This window comes from Balneatrix alpica DSM 16621 (genome assembly GCF_000619885.1).
Classification (GTDB): Bacteria; Pseudomonadota; Gammaproteobacteria; order Pseudomonadales; family Balneatricaceae; genus Balneatrix; species Balneatrix alpica.
In genome coordinates this window covers 460,098-478,825 of sequence record NZ_JHUZ01000006.1, presented here as the reverse complement: position 1 = coordinate 478,825, position 18,728 = coordinate 460,098, and the positions used below count along the sequence as shown (strand labels likewise).

Annotated in this window: 12 protein-coding genes; 1 reads left to right on the top strand and 11 read right to left on the bottom strand. The window is 53.4% G+C overall.

Annotated features, from left to right (window positions below):
- Positions 1–6 precede the first annotated feature (6 nt).
- From Q334_RS0102730 to pilM, 10 genes are all read right to left on the bottom strand, one after another.
- Entirely contained in the window at positions 7–1,437 is a 1,431-nt protein-coding gene (locus tag Q334_RS0102730) for an FAD-dependent oxidoreductase (protein ID WP_027311866.1), read from the bottom strand.
- A gap of 86 nt (positions 1,438–1,523) precedes the next feature.
- On the bottom strand, positions 1,524–5,975 hold the full coding sequence (gltB, locus tag Q334_RS0102725) for a glutamate synthase large subunit (RefSeq protein WP_027311865.1): 4,452 nt from the start codon (positions 5,973–5,975) through the stop codon (positions 1,524–1,526).
- Between the two features lie 411 nt (positions 5,976–6,386).
- Complete coding sequence (locus Q334_RS0102720) at positions 6,387–7,991, bottom strand: AAA family ATPase (RefSeq protein ID WP_027311864.1); 1,605 nt, start codon at positions 7,989–7,991, stop codon at positions 6,387–6,389.
- Positions 7,992–8,116: 125 nt separating this feature from the next.
- Positions 8,117–9,193, bottom strand: coding sequence for a 3-dehydroquinate synthase (gene aroB, locus Q334_RS0102715; protein WP_027311863.1), 1,077 nt, complete (start codon positions 9,191–9,193; stop codon positions 8,117–8,119).
- Positions 9,193–9,744 (bottom strand): shikimate kinase AroK, encoded by a 552-nt coding sequence (gene aroK / locus Q334_RS17775; protein ID WP_035460547.1) that lies wholly within the window; start codon positions 9,742–9,744, stop codon positions 9,193–9,195. The genes aroB and aroK overlap by 1 nt, the downstream gene beginning before the upstream one ends.
- Positions 9,745–9,758: 14 nt before the next feature.
- Positions 9,759–11,789, bottom strand: a complete 2,031-nt coding sequence (locus Q334_RS17770) for a type IV pilus secretin PilQ (RefSeq protein WP_162157411.1) — start codon at positions 11,787–11,789, stop codon at positions 9,759–9,761.
- A gap of 19 nt (positions 11,790–11,808) precedes the next feature.
- Entirely contained in the window at positions 11,809–12,387 is a 579-nt protein-coding gene (locus Q334_RS0102700; RefSeq protein ID WP_027311862.1) for a pilus assembly protein PilP, read from the bottom strand.
- The gene (gene pilO, locus Q334_RS0102695) at positions 12,384–13,031 is read right to left on the bottom strand and encodes a type IV pilus inner membrane component PilO (RefSeq protein ID WP_051527463.1); all 648 of its coding nucleotides are present in this window, start codon (positions 13,029–13,031) and stop codon (positions 12,384–12,386) included. Before pilO ends, Q334_RS0102700 begins: the two co-directional genes overlap by 4 nt.
- Entirely contained in the window at positions 13,012–13,587 is a 576-nt protein-coding gene (locus Q334_RS0102690; protein ID WP_035460546.1) for a PilN domain-containing protein, read from the bottom strand. Before Q334_RS0102690 ends, pilO begins: the two co-directional genes overlap by 20 nt.
- Before the next feature lies 1 nt (position 13,588).
- Positions 13,589–14,650 (bottom strand): type IV pilus biogenesis protein PilM, encoded by a 1,062-nt coding sequence (pilM, locus tag Q334_RS0102685; protein ID WP_027311859.1) that lies wholly within the window; start codon positions 14,648–14,650, stop codon positions 13,589–13,591.
- A gap of 296 nt (positions 14,651–14,946) precedes the next feature.
- Between pilM and Q334_RS0102680 the strand changes: the two genes are divergently transcribed.
- Positions 14,947–17,319, top strand: a complete 2,373-nt coding sequence (locus tag Q334_RS0102680) for a penicillin-binding protein 1A (protein WP_027311858.1) — start codon at positions 14,947–14,949, stop codon at positions 17,317–17,319.
- Positions 17,320–17,422: 103 nt separating this feature from the next.
- Here Q334_RS0102680 and Q334_RS0102675 read toward each other — a convergent pair whose 3' ends face one another.
- Positions 17,423–18,688 (bottom strand): malic enzyme-like NAD(P)-binding protein, encoded by a 1,266-nt coding sequence (locus tag Q334_RS0102675; RefSeq protein ID WP_027311857.1) that lies wholly within the window; start codon positions 18,686–18,688, stop codon positions 17,423–17,425.
- Positions 18,689–18,728 lie beyond the last annotated feature (40 nt).

Here is an 18,728-nt window from a genome sequence, read left to right as displayed (position 1 = left end):
ACGATCTTAGACATCCAGAAAGTCCATGATGCCTTCCGCTGCCTTGCGGCCTTCTGCCACGGCAGTCACGACCAAGTCTGAGCCACGTACCATATCACCACCGGCAAAGACTTTTGGGTTAGTGGTTTGGAACAGATGACGCTGGCCTTCTGCTTTTTCCGGCGCCAATACCCGGCCGCCCTTATCCAATTCAATGCCAAACTTGCTGAACCAAGGAGCAGGACTGGGGCGGAAGCCAAATGCCACCAACACCGCATCCGCAGGTAGGATTTCCTCACTGCCAGGCACCACGACAGGGCTACGGCGCCCATTGGCATCCGCTTCACCCAGTTCGGTTCGTACCACCTTCACACCCGTCACCTGACCATTGTCACCGACCAGCTCCACCGGTTGTACGTTGTACTTGAACTTAACCCCTTCTTCCTTGGCGTTCGCCACTTCGCGGCGTGATCCAGGCATATTCTTGGCATCACGACGATAGGCACAGGTGACACTGGCCGCACCCTGACGGATAGCCGTACGGGTACAGTCCATAGCGGTGTCGCCACCACCGAGGACCACCACCTGCTTACCCGCCATATCGATAAACTCGCCAGGGTCTTTTTCAAAACCTAAACGACGATTAACGTTGGCGATCAGGTAGGGCAGCGCTTCGTACACGCCTTGCAGGTCTTCACCGGGGAATCCACCCTTCATATAGGTGTAAGTGCCCATGCCCAGGAAAACAGCATCGAACTGCTCAAGCAGCTCGTCAAAACTGACATCCTTGCCAATTTCAGTATTGAGGCGGAACTCAATGCCCATGCCTTCCATAATGGTGCGACGGCGCACCATCACATCCTTCTCTAATTTGAACTCAGGAATACCAAAGGTCAGCAGACCGCCGATCTCCGGATGACGGTCAAACACCACGGGCTTCACCCCGTTGCGCACCAAGACATCAGCACACCCCAGACCCGCGGGGCCAGCACCGACGATAGCGACCTTTTTATCAGTCCATACCACCTTGGACATATCTGGCTTCCAGCCCAAGCCAAAGGCGGTGTCAGTGGCATATTTTTCCACCGAACCGATCGTCACCGCCCCGAAGCCATCATTCAGGGTACAGGCACCCTCACAGAGACGGTCCTGCGGACACACCCGACCACAGACTTCAGGCAGGGAGTTGGTCTGATGCATTAGCTCCGCAGCCTGCAGCACATTACCCTCACTGACCAGTTTCAGCCAGTTGGGGATATGGTTATGAAGGGGACACTTCCAAGAGCAATAGGGATTACCGCAGGACAAACAGCGATGCGCCTGGGGCGAGGCCTGTTCCTGGGTAAAGGGTTCATAAATTTCGGCAAACTCTTTCTTACGCTTGCGCGCCAGCTTTTTACTGGGGTCCTGGCGACCTACATCGACAAACTGGAAAACGTTATTTAAACGTTCAGCCATGACAGTCTTACCTCTCACGGTTCCGGCTTTCAGGGCCGGGATAATTCTTGGGGGCGCAACACGCGCCCCGGCTAGGCCTGGTGTCGTTATTCGGGACGGCTGCGAACCTGGGTTAACAACTGGGCCAGGTTGGCTGCCTTGGGCTTGACTAACCAGAAGCGTCCGACAAAGTCGTCAAACTCATCCAGAATGGTCTGCCCCCAGGCACTGCCTGTTTCTGCGACATATTCTTCCAGTACGGTGCGCAGGTGAGCACGGTACTCTTCCATCGCCTCGCTGGCGATGCGGTGGATATCGACCAGCTCGTGGTTGTACTTATCCACAAAGCTGCGGTCTTGGTCGAGCACATAGGCGAAACCACCGGTCATACCTGCACCGAAGTTATAGCCCGTCTCACCCAACACCACGACCAAACCACCAGTCATGTATTCACAGCAGTGATCACCAGCACCTTCAATCACGGCCTGGCAACCAGAGTTACGCACTGCGAAACGCTCACCCGCCCGCCCAGCAGCATAGAGCTTACCGCCGGTAGCGCCATAGAGGCAGGTATTGCCCATGATAGAAGTATCCTGGGAGGCGAACTGGCTATTCTGCGGCGGACGCAGCACCAGCTTACCGCCAGCCATGCCTTTACCGACATAGTCGTTCGCATCCCCTTCCAGGTACAGCTCTTGACCACCGGCGTTCCACACCCCGAATGATTGACCTGCCACCCCGCTAAAGTTGAAACGCACAGGCTTTTCACTCATCCCCTGGTTGCCGTAGCAACGGGCAATGTAACCCGATGTACGCGCCCCTACAGAGCGATCCAGGTTAGTGATGGTGAAATTAAAGCTCCCCCCTTGCTTAGCATCAATCGCTGCTTGCGCCGCCGCCAGCATGGCGGTGTTCAGCTCACCGGCATCAAAGGGTTCGTTACGCTCTAGTTTGCAAGTATGTGGCTTATCTGCGGGTACGCCACCATCAGAGATCAAGCGCGACAGATCAAGGGCCGCATGCTTGGCGGTGCTACCCTGGCTGATCTGTAACAGATCCACCCGGCCCACCAGTTCCTCCAGCGTGCGCACACCCAGCTTGGCCATCCACTCACGGGTTTCCATCGCCACAAAGGTGAAGAAGTGCTTAATCATCTCCACCGTGCCACGGAAATGCTTCTCACGTAGGTAGTCATCCTGTGTCGCCACCCCGGTAGCACAGTTATTCAGGTGGCAAATCTTCAGGTATTTACAGCCCATCGCCACCATCGGCGTGGTGCCAAAACCAAAGCTTTCCGCCCCCAACATGGCTGCCTTGACGACATCCAGACCGGTTTTCAAACCACCATCCGTCTGCACCCGCACCTTACCACGCAGGTCATTACCACGCAGGGTTTGGTGGGTATCCGCCAGGCCAATCTCCCAGGGGGAACCCGCATAACGAATAGAGGTAATAGGACTGGCAGCGGTACCGCCGTCATAACCAGAGATGGTGATCAGGTCAGCATAGGCTTTGGCCACCCCGGCGGCGATGGTGCCCACCCCGGGACGTGAAACCAGCTTGACCGAAACCAACCCTTCCGGATTCACCTGTTTGAGATCGAAGATCAACTGAGCCAGATCTTCGATCGAATAAATATCATGGTGCGGAGGCGGGGATATCAAAGTCACCCCCGGTACGGAGAAACGCAGCCGGGCAATCAGGTTATTCACCTTGCCGCCAGGTAATTGACCGCCTTCACCTGGCTTCGCCCCCTGGGCAACCTTAATCTGCATGACCTCGGCATTCACCAGGTATTCAGGCGTCACACCAAAGCGCCCTGAGGCAATCTGCTTGATCTTGGAGCGCTTCAGGGTGCCGTAACGAGCAGGATCTTCTCCACCTTCACCGGAGTTAGAGCGGCAACCCAGCTCGTTCATCGCCTGCGCCAGCGCTTCGTGTGCCTCCGGAGACAGTGCTCCCAACGACATCCCTGCCGAGTCAAAGCGGCTCAGAATCGCCTCCACCGGCTCCACTTCATCCAGAGCAATCGGGGTAACCTGCTGCAAGTGCAATAGATCACGCAGGGTGGCTACGCCACGACCATTGACCAAGCCGGCATAGTCACGATATTTGGCGTAGTCGCCGCTGGACACCGCCTCTTGCAGGGCATAGACCACATCCGGGTTAAAGGCGTGATACTCCCCCTCTTCATGCTGCTTGAGCAAACCACCGTGGGCGATCGGCTTGCGCAGGGTCCAGGCCAGGTCATGCAACTGCTGTTGCTCCTGCTGGAAGTGGCTGAAGGTTGCCCCCTGAATACGACTCGGCACCTCTTTAAAGCACAGGTTGACCACTTCATCGGACAAACCTATGGCTTCAAACAGCTGGGCACCACGATAGGAAGCAACGGTGGAGATCCCCATCTTCGACAGGATCTTCAACAAGCCTTTGTTGATCCCTTTGCGATACTTACGGTGGCAATCCACCGGGTCGCCGATGATATCGCCATTTGCGATCAAATCATTGATCACGCGGTAACTGAGGTAGGGATAAATCGCGGAGGCACCAAAGCCCAGCAAACAGGCAAAATGATGTGGGTCACGTGCAGTGCCGGTATCCACAATCAGGTTGCAGTCGCAACGCACGCCGCTCTCAACCAAGTGGTGGTGCACCGCCCCCACCGCCATCAGCGCATGGATAGGTAACTGCCCCTTAACGATGTCACGGTCAGACAGAATCAGAATCACCGTGCCTTTGCGCACGGCTTCTTCCGCCCGCTGGCATAACTGTTTGATCGCTGCCTGTAAGTCCTGCTGAGCGGGATCGTAATGCAGCTTCAATTCGGTCACGCCGTAACCGGGACGATCCATATGCAGCAAGCGCGAGAACTTCTTCGCCGACAATACCGGCGAGCTCAGTTTAATCCGGTTAGCGTGCTGGGGAGATTCCTGGAACACGTTTTTCTCAGGCCCAAGGCAAGTATCCAGCGACATCACCACCGCTTCACGCAGCGGATCAATTGGCGGGTTGGTAACCTGGGCAAACTGCTGACGGAAGTAGTCGTATAACACCCGCGTCTTGGAAGACAACACCGCCATCGGGGTATCGTCACCCATCGAGCCTACCGCCTCCATGCCGCTTTCCGCCAGGGGACGGATGATCTGATCACGTTCTTCAAAGGTCACATGGAATTGCTTCATGTAGACCTTCAATTCATCCGGACTGAAATCTTCAAAGGCCTGCTCGTGCTCGACCAGGATATCCTCAATCCGCAATGAATTTTCCCGCAGCCACTTTTTATAGGGCTGACGTACCTTTAAGCGGTTATCAATATCTTCGGACTGCAGGATCTCACCTGTCTCGGTGTCCACCGCCACAATACGACCAGGCCCTACCCGGCCTTTAGCGACCACATCGGCAGGATTGTAATCGTACACCCCGGTTTCTGAGGCGCAGCAGAACAGGTCATCTTTGGTCAGTACCCAACGGGAGGGACGTAAACCGTTCCGATCCAGCATACAGATCGCATAGCGGCCTGTGTTCAGTACGATGCCCGCAGGGCCATCCCAAGGCTCCATATGCATGGAGTTGTATTCATAGAAGGCCCGCAGATCGGAATCCATATGCTCCCAATTCTGCCATGCCGGCGGGATCAGCATCCGCACTGCACGGAACACATCCATACCGCCGATCTGCAGGATCTCCAGCATGTTATCCATACTGGAAGAGTCTGAGCCATGGGTGTTCACCACCGGTGCAATTTCGGCAAAATCGGGGATCGCCTCACAGGTAAACTTCGATACCCGTGCCCGTGCCCAGTTGCGGTTACCCTCAATGGTGTTGATCTCACCGTTGTGGGCCAACAGGCGGAAAGGCTGAGCCAGCGGCCAACGGGGCATCGTGTTGGTGGAAAAGCGTTGATGGAATGTACAGATCGCAGTTTTCAGGCGCTCATCGCCCAGGTCTTTATAAAATACCGGCAGATCAACCGGCATCATCAGACCCTTATAGGAAATCGTAGTGGCAGACAGCGAGCAGCAATAATAGTCCGCATCTTCATTCATCAACAGATTGGCGGTTTTACGCCGCGCCAGGAATAACCGAATATTGAGTTCCTGCGCACTGCGGCAGTCAGAGTCGACAAAAACCTGCTCGATACGCGGCATGCAAGCCAGCGCGATTTCGCCCAGGCAGCTTGGGTCCACCGGCACTTCACGCCAGCCAACCAGTTTTAAACCATGTTTGAGAATATTGGCATTTAAGACTTCCCGGGCACGCGCCGCTTTCGTCGCATCCTGGGAAAGAAACACCATGCCCACTCCATACTGAGCAGACAGCTCTACACCAAACTCTTCCTTCGCTAACTGGCGCAAAAAGCTGTCAGGCTTTTGCAGCAGCAGACCACAACCATCACCGGTTTTACCATCGGCGTTAATACCGCCACGGTGAGTCATGTTGGTCAGGGCTTCAATGGACCGCCGAAGGACATCATGGCTAGGCTGCCCTTTCAGATGGGCCATGAGACCAAAGCCACAGTTGTCTTTGAACTCCCGGGCGTTAAATAAACCTGTCTTCATAAGCCAATCTCACAGATAACACTGGATTTCTTGTATTCAGCCCCTCGCCGAGACTGTTCTTGAACGACAGTTTGTGCATAAGCGAGAGGGACAAAAGGATAAACATCCTAGCAAGGATGTTTTCGGCGGAGCAAGGGATGCGGTCTAAATTTTTAGCAAACTGAATGCCAACATTCGACTTTCGTCAAAACTTTTTGGAAGAACAGGTCGCAATTTCGAAAAATTATCAACACGGGCAGGAAAAACAGGGGAATTAGCAAAGATTTTGTTGCTGGGAAAGAGGTGTCAGTGTAGGCGGGCTTCTACTAGGCCGCAACTCTAGCCAGACTAAAGTTGCAGCCCTTTTTCCGAAAAGACAAACAGGGTGGCGTTAACGTAATGGGAACTTAGCTGCACCGCAGCATGCAACGCTTAACGTTTATTACGAATTTCGTCCTGCACCCCTTTAATAGAACGAGGCCAGGGCTTCTGTTGTTGTAAAGCAGCAGGTAGACGACTCACTGCCGCCTGGGCAGATTCGCGACTGGCATATTCGCCGTACACCACGACAAACCAAGGCTGTCCTTTATAAGTCGTCTCAAAGAAAGCGAAATCACTCAAACTACCATTGGCTTTAATAAAGTCGATGGCATTTTGAGCAGAACGCGCCCCCAGCATTTGCAGGGTATAGCCATTTCCACGCCACCCCATCACCATCGCTTCACGCTTAAGTGGATGACTATTGCCACTGACCGCCACACTGGAGCGCTCAACCACCGGCACTTTGGATTCAACCTTAGCTTCAGGCTTAGCCGCTGGCTTAGTGGGTTCAGCCTGCACCGGAGTCGCAGGCTGAGCAGAAGCCACCGGAGCCGGCTGTGCCAAAGGCGCAACAGGCGGTGCCTCACTAATAGGGCTTACATCCTCCCCGACAGGTTCTGGCAGAGGTTCAGTCAGGCCAGGCTCAGGCGCCACACCCAGCTTAGCCTCTTGGATCGCCAAACGCTCCGACAGAGTCAGTACCCGTTGCTCCGGCAGAGGAGCCACCGCACCGGCGGCTACCGCACCGGCGGCTACCGCAGCTTGCTGCTGTTGTTGTACCACCGACTCCGGTAATTTGATCTCCAGCTGCTTGGTCACTGGCCCTGCACTTGGCACGGCATCCGCTTCCGAACTGCCATCATTCAATAGCAATGCCAAAACAATCGTAGCCGCCAGCACACTACCCGCCGCAATATGCATCCAGGGCAATTGCATGCGCAGTCCTGTTGTTTGTACAGGCTGTTCAAACAATAACTGTTGGGCAACTCGATTAATCTGTGCCGGAATGCCGCGTGATACCTGATGAATACGCTGATAATGTTCAGCACTAAAAGGCAGCTCTCCCCGCATCCCCGCCAACCCCATGCGGTGACGAATATAGGCTTCGGTTTCATCAAGATTCAGTGCTGCCAGAGCCGCGTGGTGGCTGCGCCCGGACAATACCGTTTGTAGGCGCGGACTGGCCAGGCGCTGCAACAAATCTGGCTGACCAAAGAGAATAATATGAGGACTGGCACTGGCATCTGGCGTCTGCATTACCCGGGTGAAGAGCACATCCAAGGCTGCATCAGACAACAGTTCCGCATCATCAATCAGAATCAGCATCATCCGATTTAAATCACGCAACATTTGCGCGTGCTGCTGAATTGCCTGCACCTGCCCCTCAAAGTCAGGCTCCCCTTCAACCTCAATACGAGCAGCCTGCAATAATGAAGCGACAAGCTGCGCTGGGCCGGTTTCATGCTGTAAACGCAATACCGCAGGCCGCACAACCGGATCACTTGCAGGAAGAATTTGGCTAAGAAAGGTGCTCTTGCCCATGCCATGCTCACCCGATACCACCAGCACGAACTGGCTGTAACGACTGAGATGATTAAGTTTATCGAGCAGTTGGTGGCGCTGCTCCGTCAGAAAAGCATCTTCTGGCGGAAAGTCATCGCCAAAGGGGTTCCGTCTTAACCCATAGCGGTGCAGCACATCCGTTTGATGGCCCATGTTTTGCCCCGTAGCCTGCTCAATAATGAACTCGAATGTTAGCGAACCGGACTCTCACCTGCCCACCTATTCCTTACCCAGGGTAATAGAGGCAAACGCAGAAAATTTCCAGTTTCTCCAATAATTTAGCTTGCTTTAGCCAGGGTTTCGAGCAGGGCCTCGGGTGCATAATCCGCACTCACTACCCCGTTCCCCAAGCCTTCCAACAGCACTAAACGCAATTTACCGTGTAGCACTTTTTTATCGACCGCCATCCAGCGCAGAAACGCCTCTGCATCCATATCCTCTGGCGACTCCGTTGGCAAACCTGCCGCGTCCAGCACTGCAGCCACTCGCTGCACTTCAGCCTCACTCAACCAGCCTAGACGTGCGGACATCTTAGCCGCCAACATCGTACCGGCCGCCACAGCTTCTCCATGTAGCCAATTGCCGTAACCCTGGTGGGCTTCAATAGCATGACCAAAGGTATGGCCCAGATTCAGCAGCGCACGCACGCCCCCCTCTCGCTCATCGGCAGCGACAATGTCAGCCTTAATTTGGCAAGAGCGATAAATAGCATATTCCAGCGCATCCGCTGCACCCTGGCGCAAAGCGGGCATATTCTGCTCTAGCCATGCCAGAAAAGCGATATCCGTGATCAAGCCATACTTAATCACCTCTGCCAGCCCCGCCGACAGCTCTCGCTCTGGCAAGGTACTGAGAACGGCAATATCGGCCAACACCAACTTAGGCTGATAGAAAGCACCAATCATATTTTTCCCTAGCGGATGATTGACGCCGGTCTTTCCGCCGACAGAAGAATCAACCTGGGAAAGCAAGGTGGTGGGGATCTGGATAAAATCCACTCCGCGCTGGTAACTGGCAGCAGCAAAACCCGTCATATCCCCCACCACTCCACCACCTAAAGCAATCAGGGTGGTCGTACGGTTATGCGCCTTGGCTAACAGTTCATCAAAAATCAGATTGAGATGGGCCAGATCTTTGTATGCCTCTCCATCAGGCAATACGACCGTATCCACCTGCAACCCTTGTAACGCAGCCTGTACCTTAGCGAGATAAAGGGGGGCAACCGTCGTATTGGTCACCACCAACACCTGGTGGCTACGGATATGCTCACGCAGCAGCTCAGGCTGATCGAGAAGGTTCTCACCAATATGAATAGGGTAACTGCGATCCTCTAGATCAACATGCAAAGTGCGCATCAGGCTTCCTTGGGCAAGCTCGAGCTGGCGGCATGGTGCTGCTTCAGCTTCTTGATGATTTCATTGACAACCGAGCGCGGGCTGCGGCGATCGGTATTAATAATCAACGTGGCCAACTCGCGGTACAGGGGGTCACGTTGGGCGAAGAGTCGGTTAAGCACCTCAGCGGGGTTAGCCGTTTGCAGCAAAGGTCGATTCTTATCCTTGGCGGTACGTTCAATCTGCTGCTCAACGGTGGCATGCAAATAAATCACCACCCCGCGCTGGCCCAATACCTTACGATTGGCTTCACGGGTAACGGCACCACCGCCGGTGGCCAGGATAATACCGCTTTGCTGGGTAAGTTCATCGATCGTTTGCTCTTCCCGGCGGCGAAAGCCCTCTTCCCCTTCTACATCAAAAATCCAGGGAATATTGGCACCTGCACGCTCTTCGATGACCTTGTCCGAATCCATGAAGGTCATACCCAGGCTTTGAGATAGCAAACGGCCGATGGTGGTTTTTCCTGCCCCCATCGGCCCGACCAAAATCAGGTTGTCACACACAAACATCAAATACGCCCGAGTTAGGAATCAAAGACATCGGTCACCAGTCGTGGCGTGATGAATATTAACAACTCGGCTTTCTTTTCGCTATTGACCCTTTTCTTGAATAGATTGCCCAGGTACGGAATATCCCCCAGCAACGGCGTCTTAATCACACTACGCTGGGTATCCAGTTCAAACACTCCACCCAACACCAGGGTTTCACCATTATCCACCAGCACCTGGGTTTCTAAGCGGTTAGTGTTAATCGCAAAGTTGCCATTGGCCACCTCTTCCCCTTTAGTGTCTTTGCTGATGATCAAGTCCAAGATCACCTTATTATCTGGGGTAATCTGGGGAGTTGCCTCCAACGACAACACGGCAGGTCGCCATTCGATCTTAATTTCACCATCTTCAACTGTTTGATAGGGCAACTGTTTGCCTGACTCCACTTTGGCCTTTTTGCCATCGGTAGTAACCAGCTTAGGTTGCGACAACACCTCAACCTTACCATCCGACTCATAAGCAGAGATTTCCAAGTTCAGCAGAGTCGTAGAACTGGTAAAACCTAAACCAAAGGAAGAGGCACCTGGAGTTGAAACTCCCAGGTCGACTGCCAATGCTTCAGGAAAATTAATAACCGCGTCATCATCTGATTTATCACCGCTACCACTGATAGCTGGATAAGCTTCCGTTAGAGTTTGCAGGCTACCACCAGCTTCCCAAATATTTCCTTTCGAGTTGCGGTTACCATACCCCCCTCCCCATCTCACACCTATCTCACGACTAAAGTCCTCAGTCGCTACTATCACCCGCGCTTCAATCATCACCTGCCGCACCGGCACATCCAAGCGCGACACAGCCTGACGAATACGCTCCAAACGCTGCGCCGTATCCTGCGCCAATAAGATATTGGTCCGTGGATCCGCCACCAAACTGCCACGCTCGGACAGCAGCCCACCTTTTTCATTATTCAGAATCGCCACCAGCTCCGCGGCCTTGGCATAGTTAATTTGGATATACTCAAACTCAAGTGGTGCTAAATCCTGTACCTGCTTTTGCTGCTCCAGCTCCTGGCGCTCAAAGTCTGCCAACTCATTGGCTGGACCAATCAACCAGATATCATTCTGCTCACGCTTGGATAACTTACGCGAGCGCAACACCATATCCAGCGCTTCATCCCAACGCACCCCCTGGAAGTTAACGCTAATTTCTCCCTCGACGCCGTCACTAATCAGAACGTTTTTACCTTGCGACTCGGCGATTAACTGTAACACCCGTCGCACATCGGTGTTTTGCAAAACCAGGTCAATCTTCTCGCCGCGATAGACCGCCTGCTGCTGCTTAATTTCCTGTTTCGGGGTAATTTCTACCACCAGCTCTAAACCATCTTGATAGGTTAAGGCCTCAAGGCGCTTACCCTTGATCGGGCGCACCTTCAGCACCCCCTTACCTTTACGCTCAAGACTGGCATCAATCTTATTCACCGCCGTTCCGTAATCCGCCACGGTATAGCTTTGCTGCCAAATATCTGGCAAAAGCTCACTTTGCAGACGAACCTCAACCTGTTCACCAACCTCAACCACCTGCACAGAGGTAGCGGGATCTGGCAACATAATGCGGATCTTGCCCTGCCCGCCTTCACCACGCTCAAAGATCAGCGCTTCGCCCACCTCAGCAGCTAACCCTGCCGGCACGATTTCCAACTGGTTACCTACCAAACGCGCCTGCACAGCAATAGGGTCCTGCCAATCCAGCATCACCTCCAAGCCATCTTGCTGATTGGTGACTTCAACACCTCGTAGTTGTGGATGATCCAAGCGCCAACGACTCTGCCCTGTGCTGTTGCTGGCAGCAGGAATACTCACCCGGGTACTGGGCGGCACTTCACTACGGGTTGTACGTACCTTGTTTGGTACTTGATCAAAATTAAGGGTCACCTTAAAAGGCTCTCCCGGCGCCGAAAACTCCACCCCCTGCAAACTCAACGCCCAACTTGGCAGGGCTAATAGCCATGCGGCCAACCCCAGCAGCACTGGCGCCGTCCCAACCAGGGCACGTGTTGTTTTCATATCCCCTGCCATGCTGTTTTTAATCATTATTAGTTACCTGCAAACTGATAAAGCGGGGACGACTACGCCACCCTTCCCCTGACGGCACAATTTCTTCGATCTCTAACTGAGCCTGCACTAAAGGCTCGTTTGCACGACTGGCTGTTTTCAGATCAACGCGCTTAATCTTAATATCTTTGATCTGTCCATGATTTTTGCCCATATAGTTGCCTTTAGTCACCAAATGCAACGCCCCTGAAGGATCCTTCATAATGGCGTAGGGCTGCCCCTTACGCTCAACCAGCCCTGTAAAGCTCAACACATCCAGATCAAAGGCTTCCAGCTCTTCTGTCGGCCGCTGCAAATCAGGCTTGATCGCATTTTCAGCCTGCTCCGCTAACTGTAAGGAAATCTGCAACGGGTTAGTAAAAGGCTCGCGCAGAGCGGTCACCGCATAGGGTACCGGTTGATAGGCAGGAATTTTGGGCAAAGGGTCCAATGGCGGCGCTGGCTCACTCGTGACCTGAGCGACAAAGTTCTGCAAGTCCTGCAGCGAAGCGGGCTCACTACATCCCGTTAATGCCACCCACATTGTTAGCATCACGCTTACTCTGATCATGGGTTCGCCTCCTCATCATCGTAACGATAAGTGCGAGCCTGAATATTCAGCTGCAGAGCGCCCTCTTCCGGCTTCAGTTGAAAGTCATGGGTGGTAACGATTCGCGGCAATGCCGCCAGGCCATAAATAAACTCCCCCATCGCATGATAAGTGCCCGTTACCACGATGCGGATCGGCAAGATACGGTAGAACTCCGTCTGCTGCTCGGTCTCCAGCTCAATCTGGCGGAACACCAGGCCGGACTGTTGCCCTAGGCGTGTCATCTGCTCCAGCAACCCCGGAACTTCCTGCTTACGCGGCAGCTGCTGGGCCAACTCATTAAACATAGCGCGAATTTGCTCAAGCTGTTGTTGATGAGCATCCATCCCCGCCACTAGCTTGGCTTTTTCGGTCAGCGTTTGCTTGAGCACCGGCTCTTCATTCAGTAGTTGCTCATACTGTGTATCCATGTCTTTGAGCAACAAAAAATAAGCTAATACCACCACCAGCATGGTCACGATCAAACTGGCGATAATTTTGACCCCAATGGGCCAACGTCCCGACTCATTAAAATCAATGTGATTAATATCAAAGCCGGCGAAAGCCTCCTTGAAGGCGCGCTGCAACTTATTCGGCTGATTTTTCTTACTGTTGCGTGCTGCCATCCTGTTCCCCTGCTGGCTTAGGTGGTCTGAGGGTGACGCTGAGATCAAACTCCATCCAGCCACTTCCTCCCTCTTTAACCCGACTCACCCGGGACAAGTTAGGCGTTGCCAGATACTCGGCACTGTCCAGGTTACGCAGCAGACGGGAAACCTCATGGTTACTTTCCGCCTGCCCTTTCATACTCACCAACGCCTGCGCACGTTCTAGTGATTGTAAATACACCTGCTCAGGCATTGCGGTCACAACATTGCTAAAAAGCCGCACCGTTTGTGGGCGCTCTTGCTGCAACGCTTTGATTACCTCTATGCGATCCAACAATTTTTGCCGTTCTTCTTTTAGCTTATTCAGCTCCCCCGCTTTACGATCCAACTCCGCAATCTGCTGATTCAAATATTGATTACGCGCTTGCTGTGTATCAATCGTGCCTTGCCGCCATTGCCAGTAGCCCGCCGCGATCATTACGCCCACTAATGCCATTAGCGCCAATGCCTGACTAAATTGCTGTTTACGTTGACGATCGCGCTCCTGACGCCAGGGTAACAGGTTAATCTTCATGTCAGCTCCCCCACTCCCGCCCAGCGCGCATTGCCAAACCCGCTGCTGTCATCAAAGCTGCTGCATGGGGGCGTATCAATTTTTCGAGTTTGGCCGGTATCTGTATTCCTGCAAGGGGATCAGCATGGCGCACCTCGACATTCAATTGCTTGCTTAAAGGCTCTGCCAGTCCTTCTCGACAGCCACCGCCCCCAGCCAACACCAGCATGCTTAACTGGCTATCTGGCTGTGCTTCTTGAAAAAGAATCAGTGCCCGCTCTGTCTGCTGGGCCAGCACATTGGCGTAGGAATATTCTTGCTGCTGATGCTGGAAGCTGTCCTGCTCGTCCTCATCCACCTCTAATTCAAAATCAAATGTGGAAGTATTGGGCGGCTGACTTAATTGATGGTCGCCAAAATCATGCTCCCGCGAATAGACCAAACGTTCGCCTTCATATACGTAGAGCACTGAGCGGATCGCTCCAATATCCAGCAAACCGATCAAACCATCCAAGGTCGCACGCTGCTTCTTCAGACTGTAATTCAGACTCCGGCCAATCGCATAGGTATCCACATCAACCAAACGGCAATCCAGCCCAGCTTCTGTTAATAAACGAACCTGCATATCCACTTGATCGCGCCGGGCAGCCACCAGCATCATCGGCCGAGTTTCTTCCCGTTCATTGACAGGCCCAGTAGGGGCATAATCAAGCTGCACTTCTTCAAGAGAATAAGGAATTAACTGATCCGCCTGCTGGCGAACATAGAGCTCTAACCCTTGTTCGGTTAGTTCAGCGGGAGCATCAAAAGGGCGACTAATAACCGTGGCGCTATTAATAGCAACAGCCGCTTGGCGGTTTTTGCTGTTGAGCTTCTCTAACGCCTCCTGCAACGTTGCCACCACCACGGCCTCATCCGGCAAGTGAGGATCAAGCATCTGCTCGTAGGGATAGCTAACCTTCACAAATGACAGCAGCTGAAACGCCTCTCCACGACGGCTCAGCTCTAATAATTTTATTCCCGTACTGCCAATATCGACCCCAATCAGGGATTGTTTTGCAAAACGCGCCAGCCAATCAGCCACAGACAATTCCTTTTGCTGGAATTGATAAGGTAACAACTTGTTTAATTGGATAATTTAAGTTACATAAAAGACCAATTTTCACAAACTGAGCCATGTTATAGAAATTGTTTCCTGCTTGTCTAGCTAAGCACAGTCTAGCCAACCTGCCGCCTCCTCTGTCCCCCTGCTCGCGCCAGGGGTTATAATTTTGTCGGCATCAAGCCTCACACAGCCATCGGCATCATCTACAATAGGCGACGCTTTACCTACCTGCACCCAAAATATAGCAGCTACATGCAAAACAGGATTCTTCGTTCATGTTGAAAGCTTTAATACGCTGGTTTTTCTGGCTAGGCCTGTTTCTTACACTAGGCATAGCTGTCGCAGCCATTGCGATGTATCAGCACTTTGCCCCCCAGCTTCCTGATGTGGAAACACTGCGTACTATCCAATTACAAACACCTCTGCGCATCTACAGCGCGGACGGCAAATTAATTGGCGAGTTTGGTGAAAAACGCCGTACCCCCATCAGCTATGAACAGATTCCTCCGCTCTTTATCAAAGCCCTCTATGCAGCAGAAGACAGTCGCTTTGAGAGTCATAACGGCATCGATGTCAAAGGCTTGAGCCGCGCCGCACTACAATTAATTCAAAGTGGCTCAATCCAAACTGGCGGCTCGACCATTACCCAACAGGTCGCCAAGAACTATTTCCTCACCCGCGAACGTACTTTTAGTCGTAAATTTGCAGAGATTTTGCTCGCCCTAGACATGGAGCAAAAACTCAGCAAGAACGAAATCATGGAGCTGTACGTTAATAAAATTTATTTGGGTAACCGCGCCTACGGTATTGAGGCGGCAGCTCAGGTCTATTACGGCAAATCCATTAATGAGCTCACTCTTGCCCAATTAGCGATGATCGCCGGCTTACCCAAGGCACCCTCAGCCTATAACCCTATTGCCAACCCAGAGCGCGCCATGGTTCGCCGTGACTGGATTCTCGGACGCATGCTGGAGCTAAGCTACATTGATGACGTCAGCTATGAGGCGGCGGTTAAGGAGCCCAATAGTGCACGTTTCCATGGCCTACAGCCGGAGCTGGACGCACCCTATGTGGCGGAAATGGTGCGTACTGAACTCATCGACAAAGTGCCGGATCTCTATGAGGCAGGCTATCACGTCTACACTACCGTCGATTCACGCTTACAAAACACTGCTCAGAGCGCTTTGGCCAATGGTTTGCTCGAATATGAAGAGCGTCATGGCTATCGCGGCCCTGAGCAGCACTGGCAGATTGACCCTGCTGATTTCAGCAGCCATCTGAACAAGCTCAAAGAAATTCCCACTTACTTCGAGCTTAAACCTGCGCTAGTCACCCTGGTAACAGATCGAGAAATTGAGTTCAGGCTTGCCAATGGTGAACACCACACCATGTCCTGGAAAGGTATGGAGTGGGCACGCAAGCATATCAATGTCGATAGTTTGGGGCCCAAACCACAGCGTCCGAGTGATATTTTACAAATAGGTGATGTCATTCGCGTACGCGTGCAAGACCAACGCTGGCACCTTAGCCAACTCCCCGTTGTGCAAGGCGCTCTTGTCAGCCTGCATCCAGATAGCGGTGCTATCCTGGCCCTGAGTGGTGGCTTTAACTTCTACCACTCCAACTTTAACCGCGCCACCCAGGCACGGCGTCAGCCAGGTTCTAACCTCAAGCCCTTTATTTATGCTGCCGCCCTGGAAAAAGGCTTCACTCCCGCCAGCATCATTAACGATGCTCCCGTGGTATATGACGACCCCAGCATGGATCAAGCCTGGCGCCCGGAAAACTCCGGTGGCAAATTCTTTGGCCCAACCCGCATGCGTGAGGCGCTCTATCACTCCCGCAACCTGGTCTCCATTCGCTTACTACGCGCCATCGGCCTGCAGGATGGCATCAGCTATCTCGCTCGCTTTGGCTTTGATCCCGCCAATCTGCCACGGGGACTCTCCCTTGCCTTGGGTACCGCCAGCATTACCCCGTTGGAGCTCGCCACCGGTTACGCCGCCCTGGCTAATGGCGGCTACAAGGTCTCACCCTATTTGATTGAGCGGGTAGAGGATGTGAATGACCAGGTGTTGATGCAAACCGAGGCAGCACGGGTATGCCATAGCGATTGCCCAACCAATACCGACAATAACGATGGCAATAGCCAGTTCAAAGTAGCCGAGCGCATCATGGATGAGCGGGCCAACTTTCTGCTCACCGATATGCTGATGGATGTGATCCGCAAAGGTACCGGACGTAAAGCCCAGGCCTTGCAGCGCAGTGATCTGGCCGGCAAAACCGGAACCACTAATGATCAGGTTGATGCCTGGTTTTCCGGTTATAACCCAGATGTGGTGACTAGCGTCTGGGTAGGTTACGACCAGCCCAGCACCTTGGGTAAACGTGAGTTTGGCGCAGCCGCCGCCCTCCCGGTCTGGATGGACTACATGGCGGTGGCCCTGGAGAACAAACCTGAGCGCGTACGTCCCCAGCCTGCCGGCTTAGTCAGTGTCCGCATTGATCCCAACACCGGTGAACGCGCCCTACCGAATCAGGACGACGCTATCTTTGAACTCTTCCCGGTTGAGCTGGAGCCCAAACCGCTGCAACTCAATGCCCAGGGAGAGGTCGTCAAACCTATCCGTCCTGAAGACCTGTTCTAAGCCATTCCACTTTCTAAGCTGGTCCACCTAGTCCAGCATTCACTATATCCAGATAGCATAAAGGCCACATCCGTGGCCTTTATGCTTGTCGCGCTCGCTAAACTTAATAGCGAATATCATCCATCGAGTTCAACGGATAGTGCGCAGGATAGGGCAAACGAGCCACACCGGAGTCAACCGCAGCTTTGGCAACAGCAGAGGAGATCGCCCCCAGCAGACGCGCATCCATCGGCTTAGGCAGAATGTACTCAGGCCCAAACTCCAGCGCATCCTTACCATAGGCTTTCAATACATCGGCAGGCACCGGCTCTTTCGCCAAGTCTTTCAGTGCATTGACCGCAGCCACCTTCATTTCCTCATTGATACGGCTGGCACGCACGTCCAATGCACCACGGAAAATAAAGGGGAAGCCCAATACGTTATTAACCTGGTTGGGGTAGTCAGAACGGCCAGTAGCCATGATCAGATCGTCACGGGTGGCATGCGCCAGCGCCGGGCTGATTTCAGGATCGGGGTTAGAGCAGGCAAAAATAACCGGCTTGGCCGCCATCCGCTTTAACTGCTCGGCAGTCAGCAAATCTGGTCCTGACAGACCGATAAACACATCCGCGCCAGTGATTGCATCATCCAGGCTATGCTTGTCGGTTTTATTGGCAAACATCGCCTTGTACTGGTTCAGGTCATCACGCTCGCTGTGAATCACCCCCTGACGGTCCAGCATGTAGATGTTTTCCAGACTGGCACCACAGCTCACCAGCAACTTCATACAGGCAACCGCCGCTGCACCTGCCCCCAGGCAGACAATCACTGCGTCTTCGATGGCCTTACCCTGCAGCTCCAGCGCATTGATCAGGCCAGCTGCCGTCACAATCGCGGTACCGTGCTGGTCATCATGGAAAACCGGGATATTGCACTTCTCGATCAGGGTGCGCTCAATTTCAAAACATTCAGGGGCTTTGATATCTTCCAGATTAATCCCACCCCAGGTATCGGCAATACGGGCAACCGTATCAATAAACGCCTGAGGGCTCTCTGAATTCACCTCGATATCCACACTATCGATACCGGCAAAGCGCTTGAACAGCAGGCTCTTGCCTTCCATCACCGGCTTACTGGCCAGTGGGCCCAGGTTACCCAAACCCAGGATGGCGGTACCGTCAGAAATCACCGCAACCAGGTTACCCTTACCGGTATAGCGGTAAGCGTTATCGGCATCCTTGGCGATTTCACGCACCGGCTCCGCCACACCTGGGCTGTAAGCCAGGGACAGGTCACGTGCGGTAGCGGTGGGCTTGGTGACTTCAATGCTCAGTTTGCCGGGTCGGGGCAGAGCATGGTATTCCAATGCAGCTTGTTTCAGGTCAGACATGTTCGCGATTCCGATGCGTTTTTAACTAAAGTCGGACGAA

Excerpts from the sequence above, each read along its gene's own strand:
- Q334_RS0102675 (WP_027311857.1), bottom strand. The coding sequence starts at position 18,688 with ATGTCTGACCTGAAACAAGCTGCATTGGAATACCATGCTCTGCCCCGA.
- Q334_RS0102730 (WP_027311866.1), bottom strand. The coding sequence starts at position 1,437 with ATGGCTGAACGTTTAAATAACGTTTTCCAGTTTGTCGATGTAGGTCGC.
- Q334_RS0102680 (WP_027311858.1), top strand. The coding sequence starts at position 14,947 with ATGTTGAAAGCTTTAATACGCTGGTTTTTCTGGCTAGGCCTGTTTCTT.
- Q334_RS17770 (WP_162157411.1), bottom strand. The coding sequence starts at position 11,789 with ATGAAAACAACACGTGCCCTGGTTGGGACGGCGCCAGTGCTGCTGGGG.
- gltB (WP_027311865.1), bottom strand. The coding sequence starts at position 5,975 with ATGAAGACAGGTTTATTTAACGCCCGGGAGTTCAAAGACAACTGTGGC.
- Q334_RS0102700 (WP_027311862.1), bottom strand. The coding sequence starts at position 12,387 with ATGATCAGAGTAAGCGTGATGCTAACAATGTGGGTGGCATTAACGGGA.
- aroK (WP_035460547.1), bottom strand. The coding sequence starts at position 9,744 with ATGTTTGTGTGTGACAACCTGATTTTGGTCGGGCCGATGGGGGCAGGA.
- Q334_RS0102690 (WP_035460546.1), bottom strand. The coding sequence starts at position 13,587 with ATGAAGATTAACCTGTTACCCTGGCGTCAGGAGCGCGATCGTCAACGT.
- pilO (WP_051527463.1), bottom strand. The coding sequence starts at position 13,031 with ATGGCAGCACGCAACAGTAAGAAAAATCAGCCGAATAAGTTGCAGCGC.
- aroB (WP_027311863.1), bottom strand. The coding sequence starts at position 9,193 with ATGCGCACTTTGCATGTTGATCTAGAGGATCGCAGTTACCCTATTCAT.
- Q334_RS0102720 (WP_027311864.1), bottom strand. The coding sequence starts at position 7,991 with ATGGGCCATCAAACGGATGTGCTGCACCGCTATGGGTTAAGACGGAAC.